Consider the following 18,665-nt stretch of genomic DNA (forward strand, 5'->3'; position numbering starts at 1 on the left):
TTGCGATTCCGGAATAAGTAAAACTGGCTAGAAGCCTTGGTGCTGTTGACTGGAATCACTTCAGCGGGAATTGCTGAAGTAAAGTAGGCCTATTATCCACTGGGTAATGAGAGGAAGTATTTGTGCCAGTTGGGGTCGTAATATCCATATCTAGAGCCTTTTCCTATTCAAATCCAATATGATCAATGCTTTACGGTAGTCTTAATTGCTGTAACTTAAGCAATAGAGTTTCATTGATGATATGGGACTATCAGGGGCTTAGCACTAACAAGGCAGTTGGTAATAGTAACAAAATGGACTGACTCCAGCTTTATCCATCTTGATCTTCTTTCACATGGTTGGCCAGATCCAGAATCACATGGCGGATATGATGGTCGTCCAGTTCATACAGAACTTGTTTACCCTTCCGCTTGGATTTAAGAATGCGGGCTTCCCGCAGGTTGCGAAGATGGTGGCTGGTTAATGGTTGCGACATGCCTGAGATTTCCGACAGGCAGCATACAGGTTGCGGCTCTTCCAGGCAGGCAATGACCAGTTGCAGTCTTTTGGTATCTCCCAGCAGTTGGAAAATTTTGGCAAGTCGCTCCATGTCTTCGGGAGACAGTTCTGGCAGAAGTGAGCAGCATGTCTGATGCAAATCGATCATTAGTTAGTCGTTTCCGGACGTTATTCTTTGATAATGGTATTTCCCTAAACTGTTGTAGTCCATTTTCTTGTGATTGACTATTTCTCTTTTCGCCGCTTAGCACCAGTGGCACAATGGCTTCACAAGCCTCACGCCAATAAAAAAGCCGTTCATTCAGTCTCTCTGAATTGATAACAGGCACAAAAAGGATGTACTTCGTGAAAACCAAAGCACTACGTGCCGACCTGCTGTTGTTGCTGGTCTCGGCTATCTGGGGATTCGCTTTTGTTGCCCAGATTAAAGGAATGGACCACCTCGGGCCTTTTTCGTTTAATGCGGTTCGCTTTGCTTTTGGGGTTATCTCCTTGCTGCCGGTGTACTTTCTCCTGGAGAAAGTGGCGCAAAAAAAAGGCACAGTGAAAAAATACGACAATACCTTATTACTTAAGTGGGGACCGTTAACCGGCGTCGTTCTTTTTCTGGCATCGTCATTTCAACAGGTTGGGCTGCTCTATACGACAGCAGGCAACTCAGGCTTTATCACCGGGTTCTATATTATTCTGGTGCCGATTCTGGGAGTTGGGCTTGGACACACAACTCGCCCGGCTACCTGGATAGGTGGTGCTTTTGCCCTGGCAGGCCTGTATTTCTTGACGGTAAAAGATGGTCTTAGCCTGAACAAAGGCGACCTTCTCACGATGGGTTCTGCCTTAATGTACGCTATTCAGATTCTGCTGATTGGATGGCTTGCCAGAAACGTACACCCTTTACGATTATCACTGGTGCAATTCTCTATGGTGGCACTTTGTAGCTTGCTGGTGGCATTGGCAACGGAAGTCATTACTCTGGATGCCATTACCAAAAGCATGGGGCCTCTGCTGTTTACCGGGGTGCTGTCGACCGGTGTTGCTTTTACCTTGCAGACGATTGCACAAAAGGATGCCGCCTCTTCCCATGCAGCCATCATTATGAGCCTTGAGGCAGTGTTTGCTGTTATTGGTGGTTGGCTTCTGCTCAACGAACAGCTGGGCACAGCAGGTATTTTAGGCTGTACTCTGATGATGGTTGGCATGCTGTTGTCTCAATTACGCAGAAAGCATGATGGGCAGTTAGGTTGAGCGTATCTGAAGTTGCTGTTTGACCGGCAATGGTTAAGCAGCTCTTGAGTATTGATGTGGGAAAGAAAGAAGAGACAAGCAGATGGGTTTGCAAGCTGTGAGGATAATGGCTTTTTTATCTTCCATGCATACCGGTCAGTTTGATGTTATCCGAAATCCTTTCGGACTTTATCTTTATCACACTTTCCGGTTCCCTGTTGGTGCTGCTCCTCAAAAAAGCACCTTGTAAACCCATCTGCTTGTTACAGTCGGCTCTTTATTATTTTTATTAAATAAGCCGAACTTTTTTGCCCTGTTATTATTGTTATTGTGGGCTGTTGTTCTTTTATCTTTACTAATACAACCTGCGTGCCAACTTTGCGTAAATTTCTACAACCCCTGTCGTACGTAGTTTCCGAAGCGGTGCTATTTTATAGCTTAAAAATGTTACGGACATTTCAGTTGGCACTTGTTACTGGTTTACCCGTAATGCGTGGCAGTGCTACCGACAAGGTAACAAATGCCAGGTCGCACTGTTCACTTTTTAGCTAACAGACTGTTATTACAGATACTTTTGCCGAATAAATACGGTGAAATTGTTTGATCATTTCGGTTATTCCGTTTGTTCTGCCTGTCCAATAGGGATTATTCTTGGCGCGCCCTGCTGAGACTGGTAGCCGGGATTAAACTCTTCTGTTGAATAACAGGAAAATACGTAGGAAAACGATGAACGAACAAGACCAATGCCTCCACACCGGCCTCACCGGCCGTTCGTTACTGGAAAACTCCCTGCTCAACAAGGGAACTGCATTTTCCATGGAGGAGCGTAGCGAATTGGACCTTCACGGTCTGCTACCACCACGGATTGAGTCCATGGAAGAGCAGTGTCGTCGGGCGTACAAATCGTTTTCCATTAAGCCCACGCCGATCCTTAAGCACATCTATCTGCGTTCTCTGCAAGATACTAACGAAACACTTTTCTACGCTCTTGTGCAAAGCCACCTTGAAGAGATGCTTCCAATCATTTACACGCCGGTTGTCGGACAAGCCTGCCAGCGCTTCAGTGATCTCTATCGTCGTCCTCGGGGCATTTACATTGCCTATCACCAGCGTGAGCATATTTCTGCCATGCTAGCGAACTTCAAACGTAACATTGAAGTCATCGTGGTGACCGATGGCGAACGTATTCTTGGTCTGGGAGACCAGGGCATCGGTGGTATGGGAATCTGTATTGGCAAGCTTTCCCTTTACAGTGCTGTGGGTGGTATCGCTCCAAACAAAACACTGCCTATCATGCTCGATTGCGGTACCAACAATCAGCAGCTGTTGAATGACCCCAACTATCTGGGCTGGCGTCATGAGCGAATTTCTGACGATGAGTACTACGCGTTTGTAGAAGACTTTATTCGTGGCGTTAAACGTCGCTGGCCAAATGTTCTGCTGCAGTTTGAAGATTTCGCTATCAACCACGCGACACCACTGCTTGAAAAATACCGCGACGAGCTTTGCTCATTTAACGACGACATTCAGGGCACCGCGGGTGTTACCGGCGCTTCTTTGCTGGCAGCAGCAACGGCGGCGGGCAAATCCATCGAAAACATGAAGATCGCCTTTCTGGGGGCAGGCTCTGCCGGTTGCGGTATTGCCGAACAACTCGTGCGTTTGATGGTTGGCAGAGGCTTGAGTGATGAACAGGCTCGCCAGCAAATCTTTATGGTGGATCGTGATGGTGTTCTGAACGATGAGATGGAAGGATTGCGTCCGTTCCAACAGCGATTGGTGCAAAGCACTAAAGGACTGAAACAGTGGGGATGTTCTGAGAATCCGGGACTGCTGGACGTTGTTACCCATGGCAAGCCAGACGCCATCGTGGGTGTTTCGGGTCAGCCAGGATTGTTCACCCGTGAAGTCATTGAAACCATGGCTGAAAATCACGAGCGTCCAATTGTGTTTCCTCTGTCGAACCCCATCAGTCAGGTAGAAGCGACGCCAGAAGACATTATCGAGTGGAGTGATGGCCGTGCGTTAATCGCTACGGGCAGCCCGTTTGATCCGGTTGAGTACAAAGGCAATCGTTACCCTGTTGCGCAATGTAACAACATCTATATTTTCCCGGGTCTCGGGTTGGGTGTGCTGGCTGCGGGTGCAGAACGCATTTCCGATGGTATGTTGGATGCGGCGGTAGAAACGCTGGCGATGTCCTCACCGGCAGTCATCAACCCTGAAGCACCGCTTCTGCCAGAGCTGAACCGTATTCATCAGGTGACCTGTGAAATTGCGATTGCTGTGGCCAAGAAGGCTCAGGAAGAAGGACTGGCGCCAAAGTGTGAGCAAACAATGCTGGAAGCGAGAGTAAGAGGACAGCGTTGGAGTCCGGAATATCGTCGGGTTTTGTTGTCAGATTCTTGATCAGTTGAATTGCAGCAGTTCAGTAGTAGAGAAGGGTTAAGCAGATAAGTTTACAAACTACCAGGCATCGTTATTGTTGTTATTGACTGACAGTTGTCTGGTATGCGTCTGTTGCCTTTCTTTTGATGCAGTCTCTAAAGAGGCTGCGGCAATCTTTTTACATTCCAGAGGTCATGCCAGTTGATGACCTTGATATCCCGCAAACTTATCTGCTTGAAGGGCCGACCTTTCTATTATTGTTATTGGAGGTCAGTGATCGCCATATTATTTTTATTGTGTGGCGTCATATTTTTGACAGTAGATATACAATCGGTGTGCCAATAATTATAAATAATGTCTATATTATTGATTTATATGGGTTTATTGCGTTTTTCTTGTTTGATTTAAGCCATTTGAAAGGCAGTTATTTGTTACCAGATAAACATCGTGTGTTGGTGTGCGTAACGTGGGTAACAGATATTCTCACTGGCAAATACAACTTGGGAACTGGTTAAAATAAGACAGCAGACGTGTGAAATAAGTGTCTGAAAGAAGCATTATCGATTAGAGGAAGAAATTGCAGAATGATCAGGAAGACCAAGAGAAAAGAAACAAGCAGACAGGTTTACAGATGATCAGAAGCACTTTATCTCTTCCCTGTAACGAATAGCTCTTGCTGCTTTAGTAACCTGTTGCCAGATTCAGTCAGTCTTCTTAGCTACCCTTTCCTGTTTGTCGGTTGCTTCATACTGCTCGGAGTAACCTGCAAACCTGTCTACTTGAGCTACCCGACCTGTTGTTATTATTGTTCTAGGCTGGGCATCGCCATGATTATTATTGTTATAGTTTGACGATTTTGTTTTTCAATTTGTTCGTATCAATTGCTGTGCCAGTTTTTGTGAGATTCTCTACAGCCCTTGGTAAATAGGGGGTAAATGATTTCTGTGAGCTCTTGTATATGACAATTGTGCGATATTTCTGTTACTACGTTTCCCTTTCAGGTGTAACCTGATCACTGTGAGTAACACACATGGACTAAACCTTTTGTTTGGGTAGATATAAATAAAAGCACTTTAAAACTGTCTATCAAGTCCTCATCTACATACCAAGCCCAGAGATTCTCAACAGACCTCTGACGATTCTGCAAAAACCAGGACAGCAACATGACAACATCAAACCATTTCGATTATCTGGTCATTGGTGGCGGAAGTGGTGGTATCGCATCGGCCAATCGCGCTGCCATGTATGGCAAGAAGGTTGCGTTGGTTGAGGCAAAACATCTGGGTGGAACCTGTGTCAACGTAGGGTGCGTACCCAAAAAAGCCATGTGGTTTGCCGGGCAAATAGCTGACGCTTGTCGTTATGGCCCTGATTACGGTTTTGATATTGATGTTGATGCACAGTTAAAGTCGTTTAGTTGGAAAAAACTGGTAGAAAGCCGTGAGGCATACATTAGTCGTATCCATGGATCCTACGAACGGGTTCTTGGCAATAATAAAATTACGGTTCTCAATGGCTTTGGGAAATTTGTCGATGCCAACACCGTTGAAGTGAATGGCGAACACTACACGGCAGATCACATCACCATCGCTACCGGTGGTGAGCCGATGATTCCTGAAATACCGGGCGCAGAATACGGTATTGATTCAGATGGTTTTTTTGAACTGTCAGAACGCCCAAAAAGAGTGGCGGTACTTGGTGCTGGTTATATCGCCGTTGAGCTTGCCGGCGTGCTTCACGCTCTGGGCAGTGAAACACACTTGCTGATCCGCAAGCATAAGCCGTTGCGCAGCTTTGATGATATGTTGTCCGACACGCTCGTTGAAGTAATGGAGGCCGAAGGCCCAGAACTCCATACTCACTCTGTTCCTAAAGAAATCACCAAAGAATCAAATGATAGCCTGACGGTTCACTTGGAAAATGGCAACACGTTGAATGTGGATACCGTTATCTGGGCAGTGGGAAGAAAACCGAAAACAGGTAACATCAACTTGAATGCCGCCGGAGTTGAAACAGATCAACGGGGTTATATCCCGGTAGATAAATTCCAGAACACAAACGTTGATGGCGTTTATGCCGTCGGTGACAACATCGGAAAAATCGAGTTAACGCCTGTGGCAGTTGCTGCCGGCCGTCGTTTATCTGAACGCCTCTTCAACAATAAACCGGAAGAACACTTAAACTACGACAATGTGGCCACCGTTGTGTTCAGCCACCCGCCCATTGGTACTGTTGGCCTGACAGAGAACGAAGCCCGTGAGCAATATGGTGACCACGGTGTAAAAGTGTACACCAGCCAGTTCACTGCCATGTACAGCGCGCTCACCAGTCATCGACAGCCGTCCAAAATGAAACTGGTTACTGTGGGTGAAAATGAAAAAATCGTTGGCATCCACGCCATCGGTCATGGCTCCGATGAAATGCTTCAGGGCTTTGCCGTTGCGCTGAAAATGGGTGCTACCAAAGCAGACTTTGATAACACCGTGGCGATTCATCCGACATCAGCGGAAGAGTTTGTGACGATGCGGTGAGCTGAGCTTTGTTGGATTATCGACTGGCCGAAGCGGTAATCACTGCTTTGGTCAATGTGTGTTGTTTAATATAGAAGCTCGCCATTGCAGGTGTTGAGTTACTGTTAATGTTTAAATTGGGAACATCCAGAGCAAAGACAGTAATTTGATACTTGGTGGATGCAACACCTGGTTCGGGGCAAGGTCCACTATAGCCTTTATAGCCATGGTCATTCTTCAGCATGCTTGCGCCAGAAGGCAGTGAGCCACTCTTCTCCTTTCCAGCGTTTAACGCCAGCTCAGATATGTCCGGCGGAATATTAATCACGGTCCAATTCCAGAATTGTTTATTACTAAGTGTTTCTGGAGAGTGCAAGGTGACAGCAAAGCTTTTTGTGCCTTTCGGGAAGCGAGACCAACTTAGTGCAGGAGACTTATTGTCACCTTTGCACCCGGAGCGGTTATAAAACTGAGATGCTTGAAAAGATATTCCATTGGCTATCTCTGGGCTGGTAACTTTCATGACCCTTTCAGAGAGCTCTGCCGTGGCAGAAACTGAAAAAAAGGTTAGTGCTATCAGAAGACCAATGTCTGATAGAGAAATACGACGACTGCTCATGACTGATCTCGCAAAAAATAGACATTAAAAGAAGTTTAGTTGCAGATGAGCGATTTTTCCGTCTTTTAGCGGTGGGCTGCTATTGATGGTTTGCGATGGTTTGTTGTACATATCGCATTAAATTTCGGTTATACACGCTGTGAATTACCACTTTTCTCTAAAATCACTTACTATGTTGGCCGGTTTTTAAGGAAGGTTTAGTGTCAGAGGCACTGATACTTCTTTGATGACAGAAACTTGCCAGTACTTTTGTTGTGATAAGTTGTCGTGTATTCCTTTTGTCGATCCGGCTATTCGGCATCGTACAAAAGAGGTAGGAATAAAATACGTTTTTACAGTAAAAGTTCCAGCAATGTTTGCTCTCAGGTCATGAGCTGTAAGGGCTGATGAGTGATACCATTGGCGCTTTTAAATTATGATGCGAGCAAGTCATTTTGTGCGGCTGGGCAAGGCGAAGAAACGAGTCATAGCATTTATGCCCTATGGGTAGTAGCTATGGCGAGGCGCTTCAACGCAGATCCAGTCGGTCAAAATGCCTGCGCAGCCCATAATTTTAAAGCAGAAATGGTATAAAAACTGAATGTAAAACTATTAGCTTCCTAGCTAGGTGACCATATGCGTATAGGGATCCCTGGAGAGGTCCAGGCAAACGAAAACCGTGTTGCTGCGACCCCCGATACAGTGGGCAAGCTGCAGAAACTCGGTTTTGACGTCGTTGTCGAACGAGGTGCAGGCGTTAAGGCAAGCTTTGAGGATGAAGCGTTTTCTCAAGCTGGAGCCAGTGTCGTTGATCGTGATGATGTCTGGAACTCCGACATTATTCTAAAAGTTAATGCACCCATTGATGAAGAAATTGCGCTGTTGAAAGACGGCGCAACGTTGGCCAGCTTTATCTGGCCTGCCCAGAATGAAGAGCTGATGAGTAAACTCAGCCAGCGCAATGTGAACATTCTGGCGATGGACAGTGTTCCCCGCCTGTCCCGCTCCCAATCCCTCGACGCTCTAAGCTCAATGGCCAATATCGGTGGTTACCGTGCGGTGGTTGAAGCGTCCCATGAGTTTGGCCGTTTCTTTAATGGTCAGATCACCGCTGCAGGTAAAATTCCGCCAGCCAAAGTATTGGTCATTGGCGCCGGTGTTGCCGGTCTTGCTGCGCTGGGTGCTGCCGGAAGCATGGGTGCGATTGTGCGAGCGTTTGATACCCGACCTGAAGTAAAAGAACAGGTTGAGAGTATGGGCGCCGAGTTCCTGGAGCTGGACTACGAAGAAGAACAAGATTCTTCTGACGGCTACGCCAAAGAGATGAGCAAGGCATTTATCGATGCGGAAATGGCTCTCTTTATGGAACAGGCAAAGGAAGTGGATATCATCATTACCACTGCCCTGATTCCCGGTAAACCGGCACCAAAGCTCATTACCGAAGAGATGGTGAAGGCGATGAAACCCGGCAGCGTCATTGTTGACCTCGCTGCTCAGACCGGGGGCAACTGTGCCTTTACGGTTAAAGATCAAGTGACGGTACAAAACGGCGTAAAAATTATTGGTTATACCGACCTGCCAAGCCGTTTGCCTACTCAGTCTTCACAGCTGTTTGGCACTAACCTGGTCAACCTGCTGAAACTGCTTTGCCCGAATAAAGATGGGCAGATCGATATCAATTTTGACGATGAAGTGATCCGTGGTCTTACCGTGATCCGCGATGGCAGCATCACCTGGCCACCACCCCCGGTCAAAGTCAGCGCTGCGCCGGCTGCCAAGCCTGAGCCTGTTGTTGTAAAAGAAGAGAAAGAAGAAAAGTCCCGGCCATGGGTGAAGCCTGTTTTGATGGCGGTTGGTGCAATCTTTTTTGGCTATATTGCCAACGCCGCACCAAGCGACTTCCTTGAGCATGTCACCGTGTTTTTGTTGGCGTCCATTGTCGGTTACTACGTGATCTGGAATGTGAAGTCTGCACTGCACACGCCATTGATGAGTGTAACTAATGCGATCAGTGGCATTGTTGTTGTGGGTGGTCTGGTGCAAATGGGCAGTGATAATCCAATTGTACTGGCCTTGTCGGGTATCGCGATTACCGTCGCCGTTATCAACATTGTGGGTGGATTCGCTGTTACCCAGCGGATGCTCAAGATGTTCCGTCTGGATTAACAGGAGTCGCTTACGATGTCTGAAGGTTTACTGGTAGCGGCTTACTTGGTAGCTGCTCTGATGTTTGTTATGAGCCTTGCGGGGCTCAGTCAGCAGGATACTGCGAAGAACGGCAATATATACGGCATTATTGGTATGGTGATTGCTGTTGTGGCAACCCTTGGCCATGCGCATATTTCCGGCTTTACTCTGGTGACTGCCTGTATGGTAGTGGGGGCGGGTATTGGTCTTTATCTGGCGATTAAGGTTCAGATGACCGAAATGCCTCAGCTGGTTGCGATTCTTAATGGTTTTGGTGGCTTGGCTGCAGTACTGATTGGATTTTCCAGTGCGTTGGAAGTGAATGATTCACTGGCATCACAACTGGCAGATTTGGTGTTATCCACCGAACAACTGATCCACCGCTCCGAGATATTTATCGGAATCATTATTGGTGCGGTGACGTTTAGTGGTTCTGTGGTTGCGGCGCTGAAATTACACGGCAAGGTTTCCAGTCGTCCAAAATCACTTCCTGGAAAGCACTGGACTAACCTGATTATTCTGGCTCTGGCCATTCTGATGGGTGTCGTTTATGTCCAGCAACACAGCATTCTGGCGCTGATTCTGTTGACCGGGCTTGCCTTTATCTTTGGTATCACTCTGGTGCTGGGTATTGGCGGTGCGGATATGCCAGTTGTTGTATCAATGCTCAATGCCTACTCCGGTCTCGCTGCCGCTATGACGGGCTTTATGTTGGGCAATAACCTGCTCATCATTACCGGTGCCATGGTGGGTTCTTCCGGTGCAATTCTTTCCTACCTGATGTGTGCGGCCATGAACCGTTCTTTTATCTCCGTTATTCTCGGCGGTTTTGGTACGGAAGAAGGCACTGTGGTTTCTGATGCGGACATGGGTGAATACACCGAAGTCTCTGCAGAAGACGTGGCTGAAAAGCTGAAGAATTCTTCCAGCGTGATCATTACACCAGGTTACGGCATGGCGGTGGCTCAGGCTCAGCACGGTGTGCGTGATCTGGTGAACAAGCTTCGTGATCGTGGCGTGAAAGTGCGTTTTGGTATTCATCCAGTTGCCGGACGTTTGCCAGGGCACATGAACGTTCTTCTGGCGGAAGCCAAAGTGCCTTACGACATTGTTGAAGAGATGGACGAGATCAACGATGACTTCGCAGAAACCGATACCGTTTTGGTGATCGGCGCCAACGATACGGTGAACCCTGCTGCCGCAGAAGACCCAACCAGCCCGATTGCGGGAATGCCGGTTCTGCGTGTTTGGGAAGCTGGTGAAGTGATTGTATTCAAACGTTCAATGGCTACTGGCTATGCGGGCGTTCAGAACCCTCTGTTCTTCAAAGACAACAGTCGTATGCTGTTTGGTGATGCTACCGACAGTGTAGAGAAGATTCTCAAGCAGTTCTAAAGCTGCTTCCAGTACCGGTAGTTTTCTGCCGGTGCTGAATTTAACGTATTCATGAAGCCAGTGCTTTAACTCACTTTAAAATTAAAAAAGCGTTTTCCTGATTTTTAGTGACTGAAATAGTTTGACAGCCATTGCTTCAAACATAATTCAGACATCACTTTCCATCCATTATTAAGAGGATTAAACACAATGGAAGTGAGAGCACCCCTCTTCCCTTTTAACAGCTCGATTTCTTTCCAGCATATCTTATCAAAATAAGGCTTTAATTCTCCCCCGTTAACCAAAACCAGAGGCCGTACATTGTTGTCCAGAAATGATCGTGAGATGTTTCCGGTTGTGTGAGGCACTTCTAGAGGCTGCCGGTTTTCAGATGGTGTCGCCGAAGAAGTCAGCTTCAGCATAACGTTGTTTTTGAACTGATCTTTCAGGTGCAGGACATCTGCGGTTGCCATTGTATTATGGTCAACCGTCATTCCCATCAAATAGCAGCCGACAAAAGTGGCATCCCCGTGAATGGCTCCTTTAGTAACAATGATGGAATAACCATAAGGCACTGTTACTCCAATAAGATCTAGCATTTTTTGGCTTGAGTCCTGCCATTTTCCGAGGGTAATGAATCCTGACGAGTCTTTAGTCATGGGAGACATTATCTGGGTGAAGTCATGGGTTTCGAGGAATAAGCCGTTTTTTTCTTTAACCGTCATCTCGGCGTATTCAGAGCCAAAATGATAGGTTACAACGTCCAGAGGATCTTCTTTTATCTGGGTGATTTTAAATGGCTGATCATTTCTTACCAGTTTTGCTCCAAAGCAGGATAGATCAATATTGGTAGCATCAAATTTAGGTAAAGTCAGCTGGCTTTTATCGACAATCAGTACGCCTATATCTTTTGTAAGCGATTGTCGTTGATCATTATCGGTCAAATTAAGTTGCTCTTGGATAAAGGGTCTGTTTTCAGTTTTTTTACCGGATATCCATTTTGCACCAATGGTTAATATATGATGGGAATTCGGTTTCTGGTCAGGCAGGGTTTGTTCAGGCTCTGAATTGGTGTTAATAAATTGAAGGGTATTATTAGTAGAAATTAATTTGCATGTATAAGTGTGAGTGTCATCCAAGACTCCAAGGTAGTGGTTTGGACCAATCATGCACTTTTCTAAACCAGAGGATAAAGGCTCGCCACGAAAAATTTGTATGTTTTTCAGGCGAAGAATATCCCTGGATGCTGCTGTAACCCTTCCCGTCCAGGAAATGCGCGGAATTGTCTGCCATCCATCGGCCAGCCTGCAAGCATGTGTGCCATCCAGACCATTGAGTCCCAATAACCTGTGAATATCAGTTTTTGTGGCAGTCTGGTCTGGTAGATAGATTGACGGGATAAAATGCTTGGTTGGTCGATTGAAGGCTGTTGATGATTGAGAGTTCTGTGGTGATGGCAGGGTAAGGGGATTCGACTGCCTATTGGCGACAAGACTGGTATCCATGGGGACTCTGTGAACATTCTTGATGAGAGCGAGCTGTCTTAGACAGCTTACTCTCTAAAATGTTCAATACTGAGAGCCTTCTGGCAGAGGAGTATATCAACACATCATTTTGAGCGCCTGAATCTCATCAGCCCATATAGACTCATCAATAGTTTCCAGAACCATCGGAATGCCATCGAAACGCTTATCTTCCATGATATAGCGGAATACTTCCCAGCCGATTTCCCCTTCACCCAAACTGTGGTGACGGTCTTTCCGTGAGCCTAACTCGCCTTTGGAATCATTCAGGTGCATGCCTTGCAGATATTTGAAGCCAACCGTTTTTTCAAATTCAGCAAAGGTTTTCTCACAGGCTTCTGGTGTGCGCAGATCATAACCGGCGGCAAAAGTATGACAGGTATCGAGACAGACACCGACGCGGGATTTGTCATCAACCTGCTCAATGATTTCTGCTAACTCTTCGAATTGCCAGCCAAGGTTGCTGCCTTGCCCAGCCGTATTTTCGATAACCGCAATGACGCCTTCGGTTTTATCCAGAGCGATATTGATGGATTCAGCGATACGAGCCAGACATACGGAGATATCCATTTTGCGTAGATGACTGCCCGGGTGAAAGTTCAGTCGGTCAAGCCCAAGCTGCATGCAGCGTTCCATTTCATCAAGAAAGGCTGCACGGGATTTATCCAATGCTTCCTGCTCGGGGTGTCCGAGATTTATAAGGTAACTGTCGTGGGGAAGGATTTGCTCAGGCTTGTAGCCGTACTTTTCACATCGTTCTTTAAATAGGTCGATGCTTTTAGATGTAAGTGGTTTGGCCACCCATTGTCGTTGGTTTTTAGTGAACAGCGCAAAAGCAGTAGCGCCCAATTCATAGGCATTCTTCGGAGCGTTCTCAACGCCTCCGGCAGCACTGACGTGTGCTCCAATATATTTCATAAGGTTACGCACTTAGTGAACTTTTCTTGAGGAATATGGTCGCATATTCCACGCGTAACTGCGATGTCATGTTCTTAACGGGCACTTTACTAAAAGGGATGCTTTTTATGTCTATTGATAATCAGGTCAGTTTAGGCGGTATAGACGCATTTAAGTTTGCCTGGAAAAAAGAGAATAAGAGCTGCTTTATTGTTAAGTTGGCAAAAAGTACCTGGGCCGGTATTCAAGGTACGTTTTGTGGCTACAAAGTCGCTCTGGTGCAGGTGAAGAATTATTTACCGGAAGTGTATGAAAAACTGGTAAAGGATGTGCCTCTGGGAGCCAGAAAAATTACTGTGTCGATATGGGACTCTTCATGTTCTCTAAGATACGAACGACCCTATGGTAATAAGGGGGAAGCCCACCTGACTTACAGAGATGGTATTTTTACAGGGAGAACGTATTACGGAAACCTGAGCCCGAGAGAAAAGGTACCTTATAATGATTACCCGAAAGACTTATTTCAGGCCATCAACGATCTTCCTGATGAGATACAGAAAGGTGTTACCGTATGGAAGCAAGAAGCAAAACTGACCTCAGATAGCAGTGACAATATCATTTATGAAGCCCGTTATATGGTTGAGGTTAATGATAAGCCCTATTTTGCAACAAAATCAGAAGCGGTGGGAAAAGCTAAAGAGGTAAATACTCTTAGAAACGACGCAAAGAAACGAGCTTGTAATGAGCTTGCAGATAACCTGTCTTCACTGAAAAGAGAGTTTCGAGTATTGCATCATCCCGCGATGAATGGGCGGCTTGAAATAAAAACGACAAGCTCAAGCTGTATCGTGAGATTGGATAATCAAAAGATTCTGGATCTCTATGGCACTCATGCCCGGGAGGATGCTCTGGACGCACTGGATAATTGGCTTAATTCGATAGCTCACTTTTCAATCCCACATCAACGGATTCTTGGTATCAATAAATCAACATTTTCAGACTATCAGTTGATGCTCAATGGGCAGCCTTATGGTAAGAACTTTCTAAGATTTCAGGACCTTTGTTACGATACTAAAAAGCTTAAGCGAGAAGCTTTCGGTTGGGACAAGATGTAGATTTATGGTTTGATCTTGCTGATCAGCCAGTTCATATATTGTGTTCTAGTGTCTTCTATTTCATTCGGCAAATGGTGGCGGGCACCATCAAGCCACATGATTGAAGGGTTGATGTAAAGCCTGTTCAGTATTTTCAAGTTATGATGGCCATCCACTGTCGTGTCATTCGTACCTTGTAGAATGAATGCAGGAACATCGATTTGACTTGAGCTGGCTTCAATTTTTCTTATCCACCGATTCATGGACGCTACCCACTGCGTAGGCAGAACTTTTGGTGCTAACGGATCATTATGGGCCTTCTGGATAAAGGCTTTATTGCGGCAGTTCTCTTTAAACGTTCTCGGAATCTGTTTGATAAATGGTTGTGCTATGTAGAACTTGATGCGTGCGAGCCACCATAAGTAAGGGCGAACCAGAGGTGCTGACAAAATGACCTGCTGAAAAGGTAATGGTTGCTTCTGGCTAACATAGTCGTTCAGTAAGTCGGTGATGATTGCGCATCCGGTACTTTGTCCATAACCAAACCAAGGCTTTGGTAGCAGAGGCTCCGAAAAAGAAAGCATATCTTCCAGAGTCTGACGGTAGTCTCCAAAATCCTCGATGGTTGCTGACTCACCACTGGATAAACCATGCCCGGGTAAATCGTAGGCCAATACGTTGAGGTTCTGCTCCAGGAAAAAACGGATAATGTGCTCAAACAGGCCAACGTGATCGTAGTAGCCATGGAGCAAAAATACTGTGCCTTTAGGGGCGCGACAGGCATATAGATGGCAGGCTATCCGGAAATCTTGAGTATCGACATAACCAAAGGTGTGATGGATATTCTCAAGCCTGCTTTCTAAGTCAATTCCATAGTATTGAAAATAGGATTGCTCAAGCGACGATGCTTCCAGCCTGAGGGATAGCGGCCGCATTTGAGCGACCAGTGTTGTTTTGTCCATCAAGCTTCTTCGGCTACTTTATGCAGATCTTTTAACGGAACGTTTAGTTCTCGTTCGGCAATGACTTTGCGTTCTTCACCACCATCATCTGTGCGCATGCTCTCGATAAATTTGATGAGAACAATACCGCGATCGATGTTCACACCTTTGATAAAGGTGGTTTCAAGATGTCGGAATAGCGGGTTGTCATACAGCACCGTTTCCCCAGACTGGAAGCGTAGATTAGAGGGCTTTTCTTCAGGGTCAGCGCCATTTTGTAACCAGGTAATAGCTTCGATCTGATCGATGATTTGATCGCCGTTCGGAATTGGGCTTGGGAGTAGAGAGGCTGTTTGATTTTTAGGTAAACGACCAGACTCATTTAACTTGTGATTCATCCGGTTGAATCGAACGATGTGCAGAATGCCCCGGGTTGAGCGAATTTTGTGATAAGGTGGTTCGCCTTCAATACCCAAGCGAATAAATATGTAGCTGGGGAAAAGAGGTACCTGTACAGCTTTGCCAAAAATCAGCGGACAATAGGCCTCAAAGCCAAGCGCTTCCAGGTTCTCTTGCGCCCGAACTTCTTCCCGGTTTTTAGTTTTCAGTAAATACCATCCCTGCTTCAACTTATCCGCACTACACGACATAGCAAATCCTTTTTAAAACAACTTCACTGAAACCAACAAACGATCCAGACGTTTTCAGTAAAAACATTCTACAGGACTCAAAAGGGGACTCAATAGCAAGACCGCGCAGCAAGGCGCGAGAATGCCACGAAGAAAATACTCATTTGACGATGATGCAAGCGGTATAAAGGCGTAACAGGCATTATAGTCGGGAACAGGCAATGCCTGAACTCGACTATAAATTTTCAGAATTAAGACGTACTTAACGCTTGGCAGCTTCTTCCAGCATAGCCACAGCAGGAAGCACTTTACCTTCTACAAACTCAAGGAAAGCACCGCCACCGGTGGATATGTAAGACACTTTGTCTTTAATACCATATTTATCGATAGCCGCCAGAGTGTCACCACCGCCAGCGATAGAGAAAGCGTCAGAGTTGGCAATGGCCATAGACATGGAGCGAGTGCCTTCACCGAACTGATCGAATTCAAACACGCCAACCGGGCCATTCCACAGGATAGTTTTGGCTGAGATCAGAACGTCGGCGAACAGTTTCTGTGTTTCAGGACCAACGTCGAAAATCATGTCGTCGTCTTGTACATCATCAACGGACTTAACGACAGCGGGTTCGTTTTCATCAAACTTCTTGCCACAGATGACATCGACAGGCATTGGAATGCTGCACTTGTCCATGAGGGCTTTGGCTTGTGGAATTAAATCAGCTTCGTACAGAGATTTACCAACGTTCTTGCCTGCAGCTGCCAGGAAGGTGTTGGCAATACCGCCACCAACGATCAGCTGGTCGCAAATGCCGGACAGGGATTCCAAAACCGTCAGTTTGGTAGACACTTTGGAGCCACCAACAATGGCAGTCATTGGGCGGGCAGGCTTATCCATGGCTTTGCCAAGGGCTTCCAGTTCTGCAGCCAGCAGAGGGCCAGCACAGGCAATGGCAGCAAATTTACCAACACCGTGAGTAGAGGCTTGAGCGCGGTGAGCCGTACCAAAGGCATCCATGACATAAATGTCGCATAGAGCCGCCATTTTGCGAGAAAGACCTTCGTCGTCTTTACCTTCACCAACGTTGAAACGACAGTTTTCCAGAATGACCAGTTCGCCGTCCGCGACGTCAAAGCCGCCTTCAACCCAGTCTTTTACCAGACGAACGTCTTTGCCCAGCAGATCAGCAATGTAATCGGCTACAGGCTTCAGAGAAGATTCTTCGTCGTACTGACCTTCGGTTGGGCGACCCAGGTGAGAAGTCACCATCACTTTGGCACCGGCTTCTATTGCCAGCTTGATGGTTGGCAGGGAAGCCAGGATGCGCGCATCACTGGTGACTTTGCCGTTTTTAACCGGAACATTAAGGTCTTCACGGATCAGAACGCGTTTGCCGGCCAGATCCAGATCAGTCATTTTTAAAACGTTCATGGAGAGCTCTCCTGATATTCACTCTTGCTACTTTCGCATTTGCGAAAGACGGCTGGGGCTATCTGTAGTGAAAATGCCAAATGCCAAATGCCAGGCTGGAGAAAATACTATGACTTTTCGGAGCAATGGTATTTTCAGCTCATGGCTGTTTGGAATCAGCGAAAAAACGTCAGGGACAATAGCATATAAAATGGGCTTCAGGTATTCATTGAAACACTCTGATGACCTGAATCAACAGGCGTATCAAGGGTTTTCGGAGGGGCACAGGTTTTTGGTGAATGTTGTTTGAACTTGTTTACTGTGGATTAGTTATCCACAGCCGTATTTAACCAATAGTTCGCAACATCCAGCATTCGATTGGCGAAACCCCACTCATTGTCAAACCAGCATAGCAGCCTTACCAGACGATGAGCAGAAACCTGCGTCTGAGTACCATCAACAATACATGACCGGGTGTCGTGATTAAAATCAACAGAGGCGTGGGGTTCATTAGTGAAACCCATAATGCCTTCGAGACGACCATAGGTTGCCTGTTCCAACAATCGGTTCACCTCGGCGGTTGACGTATCGCGGCTGACCTGAATCGTAAGGTCGATACAGGAAACATTGATGGTGGGCACACGAACGGCACTGGTTTTAAAACGACCCTTCAACTCCGGCAGTAGACGGTTGATGCCTTTTGCCAGACCAGTGTCCACAGGAATGATCGAGTGCAATGCGCTTCGAGTCAGGCGCAGGTCATTCTGATGGTATGCGTCAATGACTGGCTGATCATTCATGGCTGAATGGATGGTAGTCATGGTGCCGTATTCGATGCCCAGGGAGTCATTCAGGGTTTTGAGGACAGGCACAATGCAGTTGGTGGTGCAGGAGGCGCTGGAAATAATTCGATGAGTTGGGTCGAGAGACTCTTCATTAATGCCATACACAATAGTAGCATCCACATCTGGTTTGGCCGGCTGGGAAAAGAGCAGGCGCGCAGCACCACTTTCCAGGTGCAGTTCTGCGGTTGACCGATCAGAAAATGCGCCGGAGCATTCCAGCAGCAGATCGATGTTCAAGTCTTTCCAGTTCAGTTTTTGTGGCTCTGATTCTCGAGAGATTTGAATGGCATCGTCACCAATAAATAGCTGATTATCTTCAAAGCTGACGGCTCCGGGGAAGCGACCGTGGGTGGTGTCGTAGCGAGTCAGATAAGCCAGCGTATCGATATTGGCCAGCTCATTAATGGCGACCACCTGCAGGTGATGGCGGTAGCCATTTTCGTAGAGTGCCCGCAGTACGCACTGGCCAATTCGACCATATCCATTAATGGCCACCCGATATGTCATGGTTCAGCTATCCAAATCTAATCATTTTAGAGAGATGATTAT

The 18,665-nt window shown here is 46.6% G+C and carries 15 protein-coding genes; 7 read left to right on the top strand and 8 right to left on the bottom strand.

Annotation, left to right across the window (positions count from 1 at the left end):
• Positions 1-310 precede the first annotated feature (310 nt).
• Complete coding sequence (locus Q1B11_RS08390; RefSeq protein WP_299730573.1) at positions 311-646, bottom strand: metalloregulator ArsR/SmtB family transcription factor; 336 nt, start codon at positions 644-646, stop codon at positions 311-313.
• A gap of 188 nt (positions 647-834) precedes the next feature.
• On the opposite strand from Q1B11_RS08390, the gene Q1B11_RS08395 reads away from it, so the two are divergent.
• The 4 genes from Q1B11_RS08395 to gorA all read left to right on the top strand — a co-directional run bounded on the left by Q1B11_RS08395 (position 835) and on the right by gorA (position 6,641).
• A complete protein-coding gene (locus tag Q1B11_RS08395; protein WP_299730576.1) occupies positions 835-1,743 on the top strand; it encodes a DMT family transporter in 909 nt (302 codons plus the stop codon).
• A 705-nt stretch (positions 1,744-2,448) separates the two neighbouring features.
• Complete coding sequence (locus tag Q1B11_RS08400; protein WP_299730579.1) at positions 2,449-4,131, top strand: NAD-dependent malic enzyme; 1,683 nt, start codon at positions 2,449-2,451, stop codon at positions 4,129-4,131.
• A gap of 173 nt (positions 4,132-4,304) precedes the next feature.
• The gene (locus Q1B11_RS08405) at positions 4,305-4,625 is read left to right on the top strand and encodes a hypothetical protein (RefSeq protein ID WP_299730582.1); all 321 of its coding nucleotides are present in this window, start codon (positions 4,305-4,307) and stop codon (positions 4,623-4,625) included.
• A 648-nt stretch (positions 4,626-5,273) separates the two neighbouring features.
• Positions 5,274-6,641, top strand: coding sequence for a glutathione-disulfide reductase (gene gorA / locus Q1B11_RS08410; protein ID WP_299730585.1), 1,368 nt, complete (start codon positions 5,274-5,276; stop codon positions 6,639-6,641).
• 16 nt (positions 6,642-6,657) lie between these two features.
• Here gorA and Q1B11_RS08415 read toward each other — a convergent pair whose 3' ends face one another.
• Positions 6,658-7,239 (bottom strand): YbhB/YbcL family Raf kinase inhibitor-like protein, encoded by a 582-nt coding sequence (locus tag Q1B11_RS08415; protein WP_299730588.1) that lies wholly within the window; start codon positions 7,237-7,239, stop codon positions 6,658-6,660.
• A gap of 615 nt (positions 7,240-7,854) precedes the next feature.
• Between Q1B11_RS08415 and Q1B11_RS08420 the strand changes: the two genes are divergently transcribed.
• Both Q1B11_RS08420 and pntB read left to right on the top strand, forming a co-directional pair.
• Positions 7,855-9,384: a Re/Si-specific NAD(P)(+) transhydrogenase subunit alpha gene (locus tag Q1B11_RS08420; RefSeq protein ID WP_299730590.1), complete on the top strand. Its 1,530-nt coding sequence runs from the start codon at positions 7,855-7,857 to the stop codon at positions 9,382-9,384.
• Between the two features lie 15 nt (positions 9,385-9,399).
• Positions 9,400-10,800, top strand: a complete 1,401-nt coding sequence (pntB, locus tag Q1B11_RS08425) for a Re/Si-specific NAD(P)(+) transhydrogenase subunit beta (protein WP_299730592.1) — start codon at positions 9,400-9,402, stop codon at positions 10,798-10,800.
• Between the two features lie 104 nt (positions 10,801-10,904).
• On the opposite strand, the gene Q1B11_RS08430 is transcribed toward pntB, so the two are convergent.
• Both Q1B11_RS08430 and nfo read right to left on the bottom strand, forming a co-directional pair.
• Positions 10,905-12,284, bottom strand: a complete 1,380-nt coding sequence (locus Q1B11_RS08430; RefSeq protein ID WP_299730594.1) for a hypothetical protein — start codon at positions 12,282-12,284, stop codon at positions 10,905-10,907.
• A 96-nt stretch (positions 12,285-12,380) separates the two neighbouring features.
• Positions 12,381-13,220 carry a deoxyribonuclease IV gene (gene nfo / locus Q1B11_RS08435; RefSeq protein WP_299730596.1) on the bottom strand — a complete coding sequence of 280 codons (840 nt, stop codon included), beginning with the start codon at positions 13,218-13,220 and terminating at the stop codon, positions 12,381-12,383.
• Between the two features lie 107 nt (positions 13,221-13,327).
• Between nfo and Q1B11_RS08440 the strand changes: the two genes are divergently transcribed.
• Positions 13,328-14,314 (top strand): hypothetical protein, encoded by a 987-nt coding sequence (locus Q1B11_RS08440; protein WP_299730598.1) that lies wholly within the window; start codon positions 13,328-13,330, stop codon positions 14,312-14,314.
• A gap of 2 nt (positions 14,315-14,316) precedes the next feature.
• Here the strand turns inward: Q1B11_RS08440 and Q1B11_RS08445 are convergent, their stop codons facing one another.
• From Q1B11_RS08445 to Q1B11_RS08460, 4 genes are all read right to left on the bottom strand, one after another.
• A complete protein-coding gene (locus Q1B11_RS08445) occupies positions 14,317-15,255 on the bottom strand; it encodes an alpha/beta fold hydrolase (RefSeq protein ID WP_299730600.1) in 939 nt (312 codons plus the stop codon).
• On the bottom strand, positions 15,255-15,884 hold the full coding sequence (locus tag Q1B11_RS08450; RefSeq protein WP_299730603.1) for a transcription termination/antitermination NusG family protein: 630 nt from the start codon (positions 15,882-15,884) through the stop codon (positions 15,255-15,257). The genes Q1B11_RS08445 and Q1B11_RS08450 overlap by 1 nt, the downstream gene beginning before the upstream one ends.
• Positions 15,885-16,125: 241 nt before the next feature.
• On the bottom strand, positions 16,126-17,292 hold the full coding sequence (locus tag Q1B11_RS08455; protein WP_299730606.1) for a phosphoglycerate kinase: 1,167 nt from the start codon (positions 17,290-17,292) through the stop codon (positions 16,126-16,128).
• Between the two features lie 305 nt (positions 17,293-17,597).
• A complete protein-coding gene (locus tag Q1B11_RS08460) occupies positions 17,598-18,623 on the bottom strand; it encodes a glyceraldehyde 3-phosphate dehydrogenase NAD-binding domain-containing protein (RefSeq protein ID WP_299730609.1) in 1,026 nt (341 codons plus the stop codon).
• Positions 18,624-18,665: the final 42 nt, after the last annotated feature.

This window comes from uncultured Endozoicomonas sp. (assembly GCF_947495845.1).
Lineage (GTDB): Bacteria > Pseudomonadota > Gammaproteobacteria > Pseudomonadales > Endozoicomonadaceae > Endozoicomonas.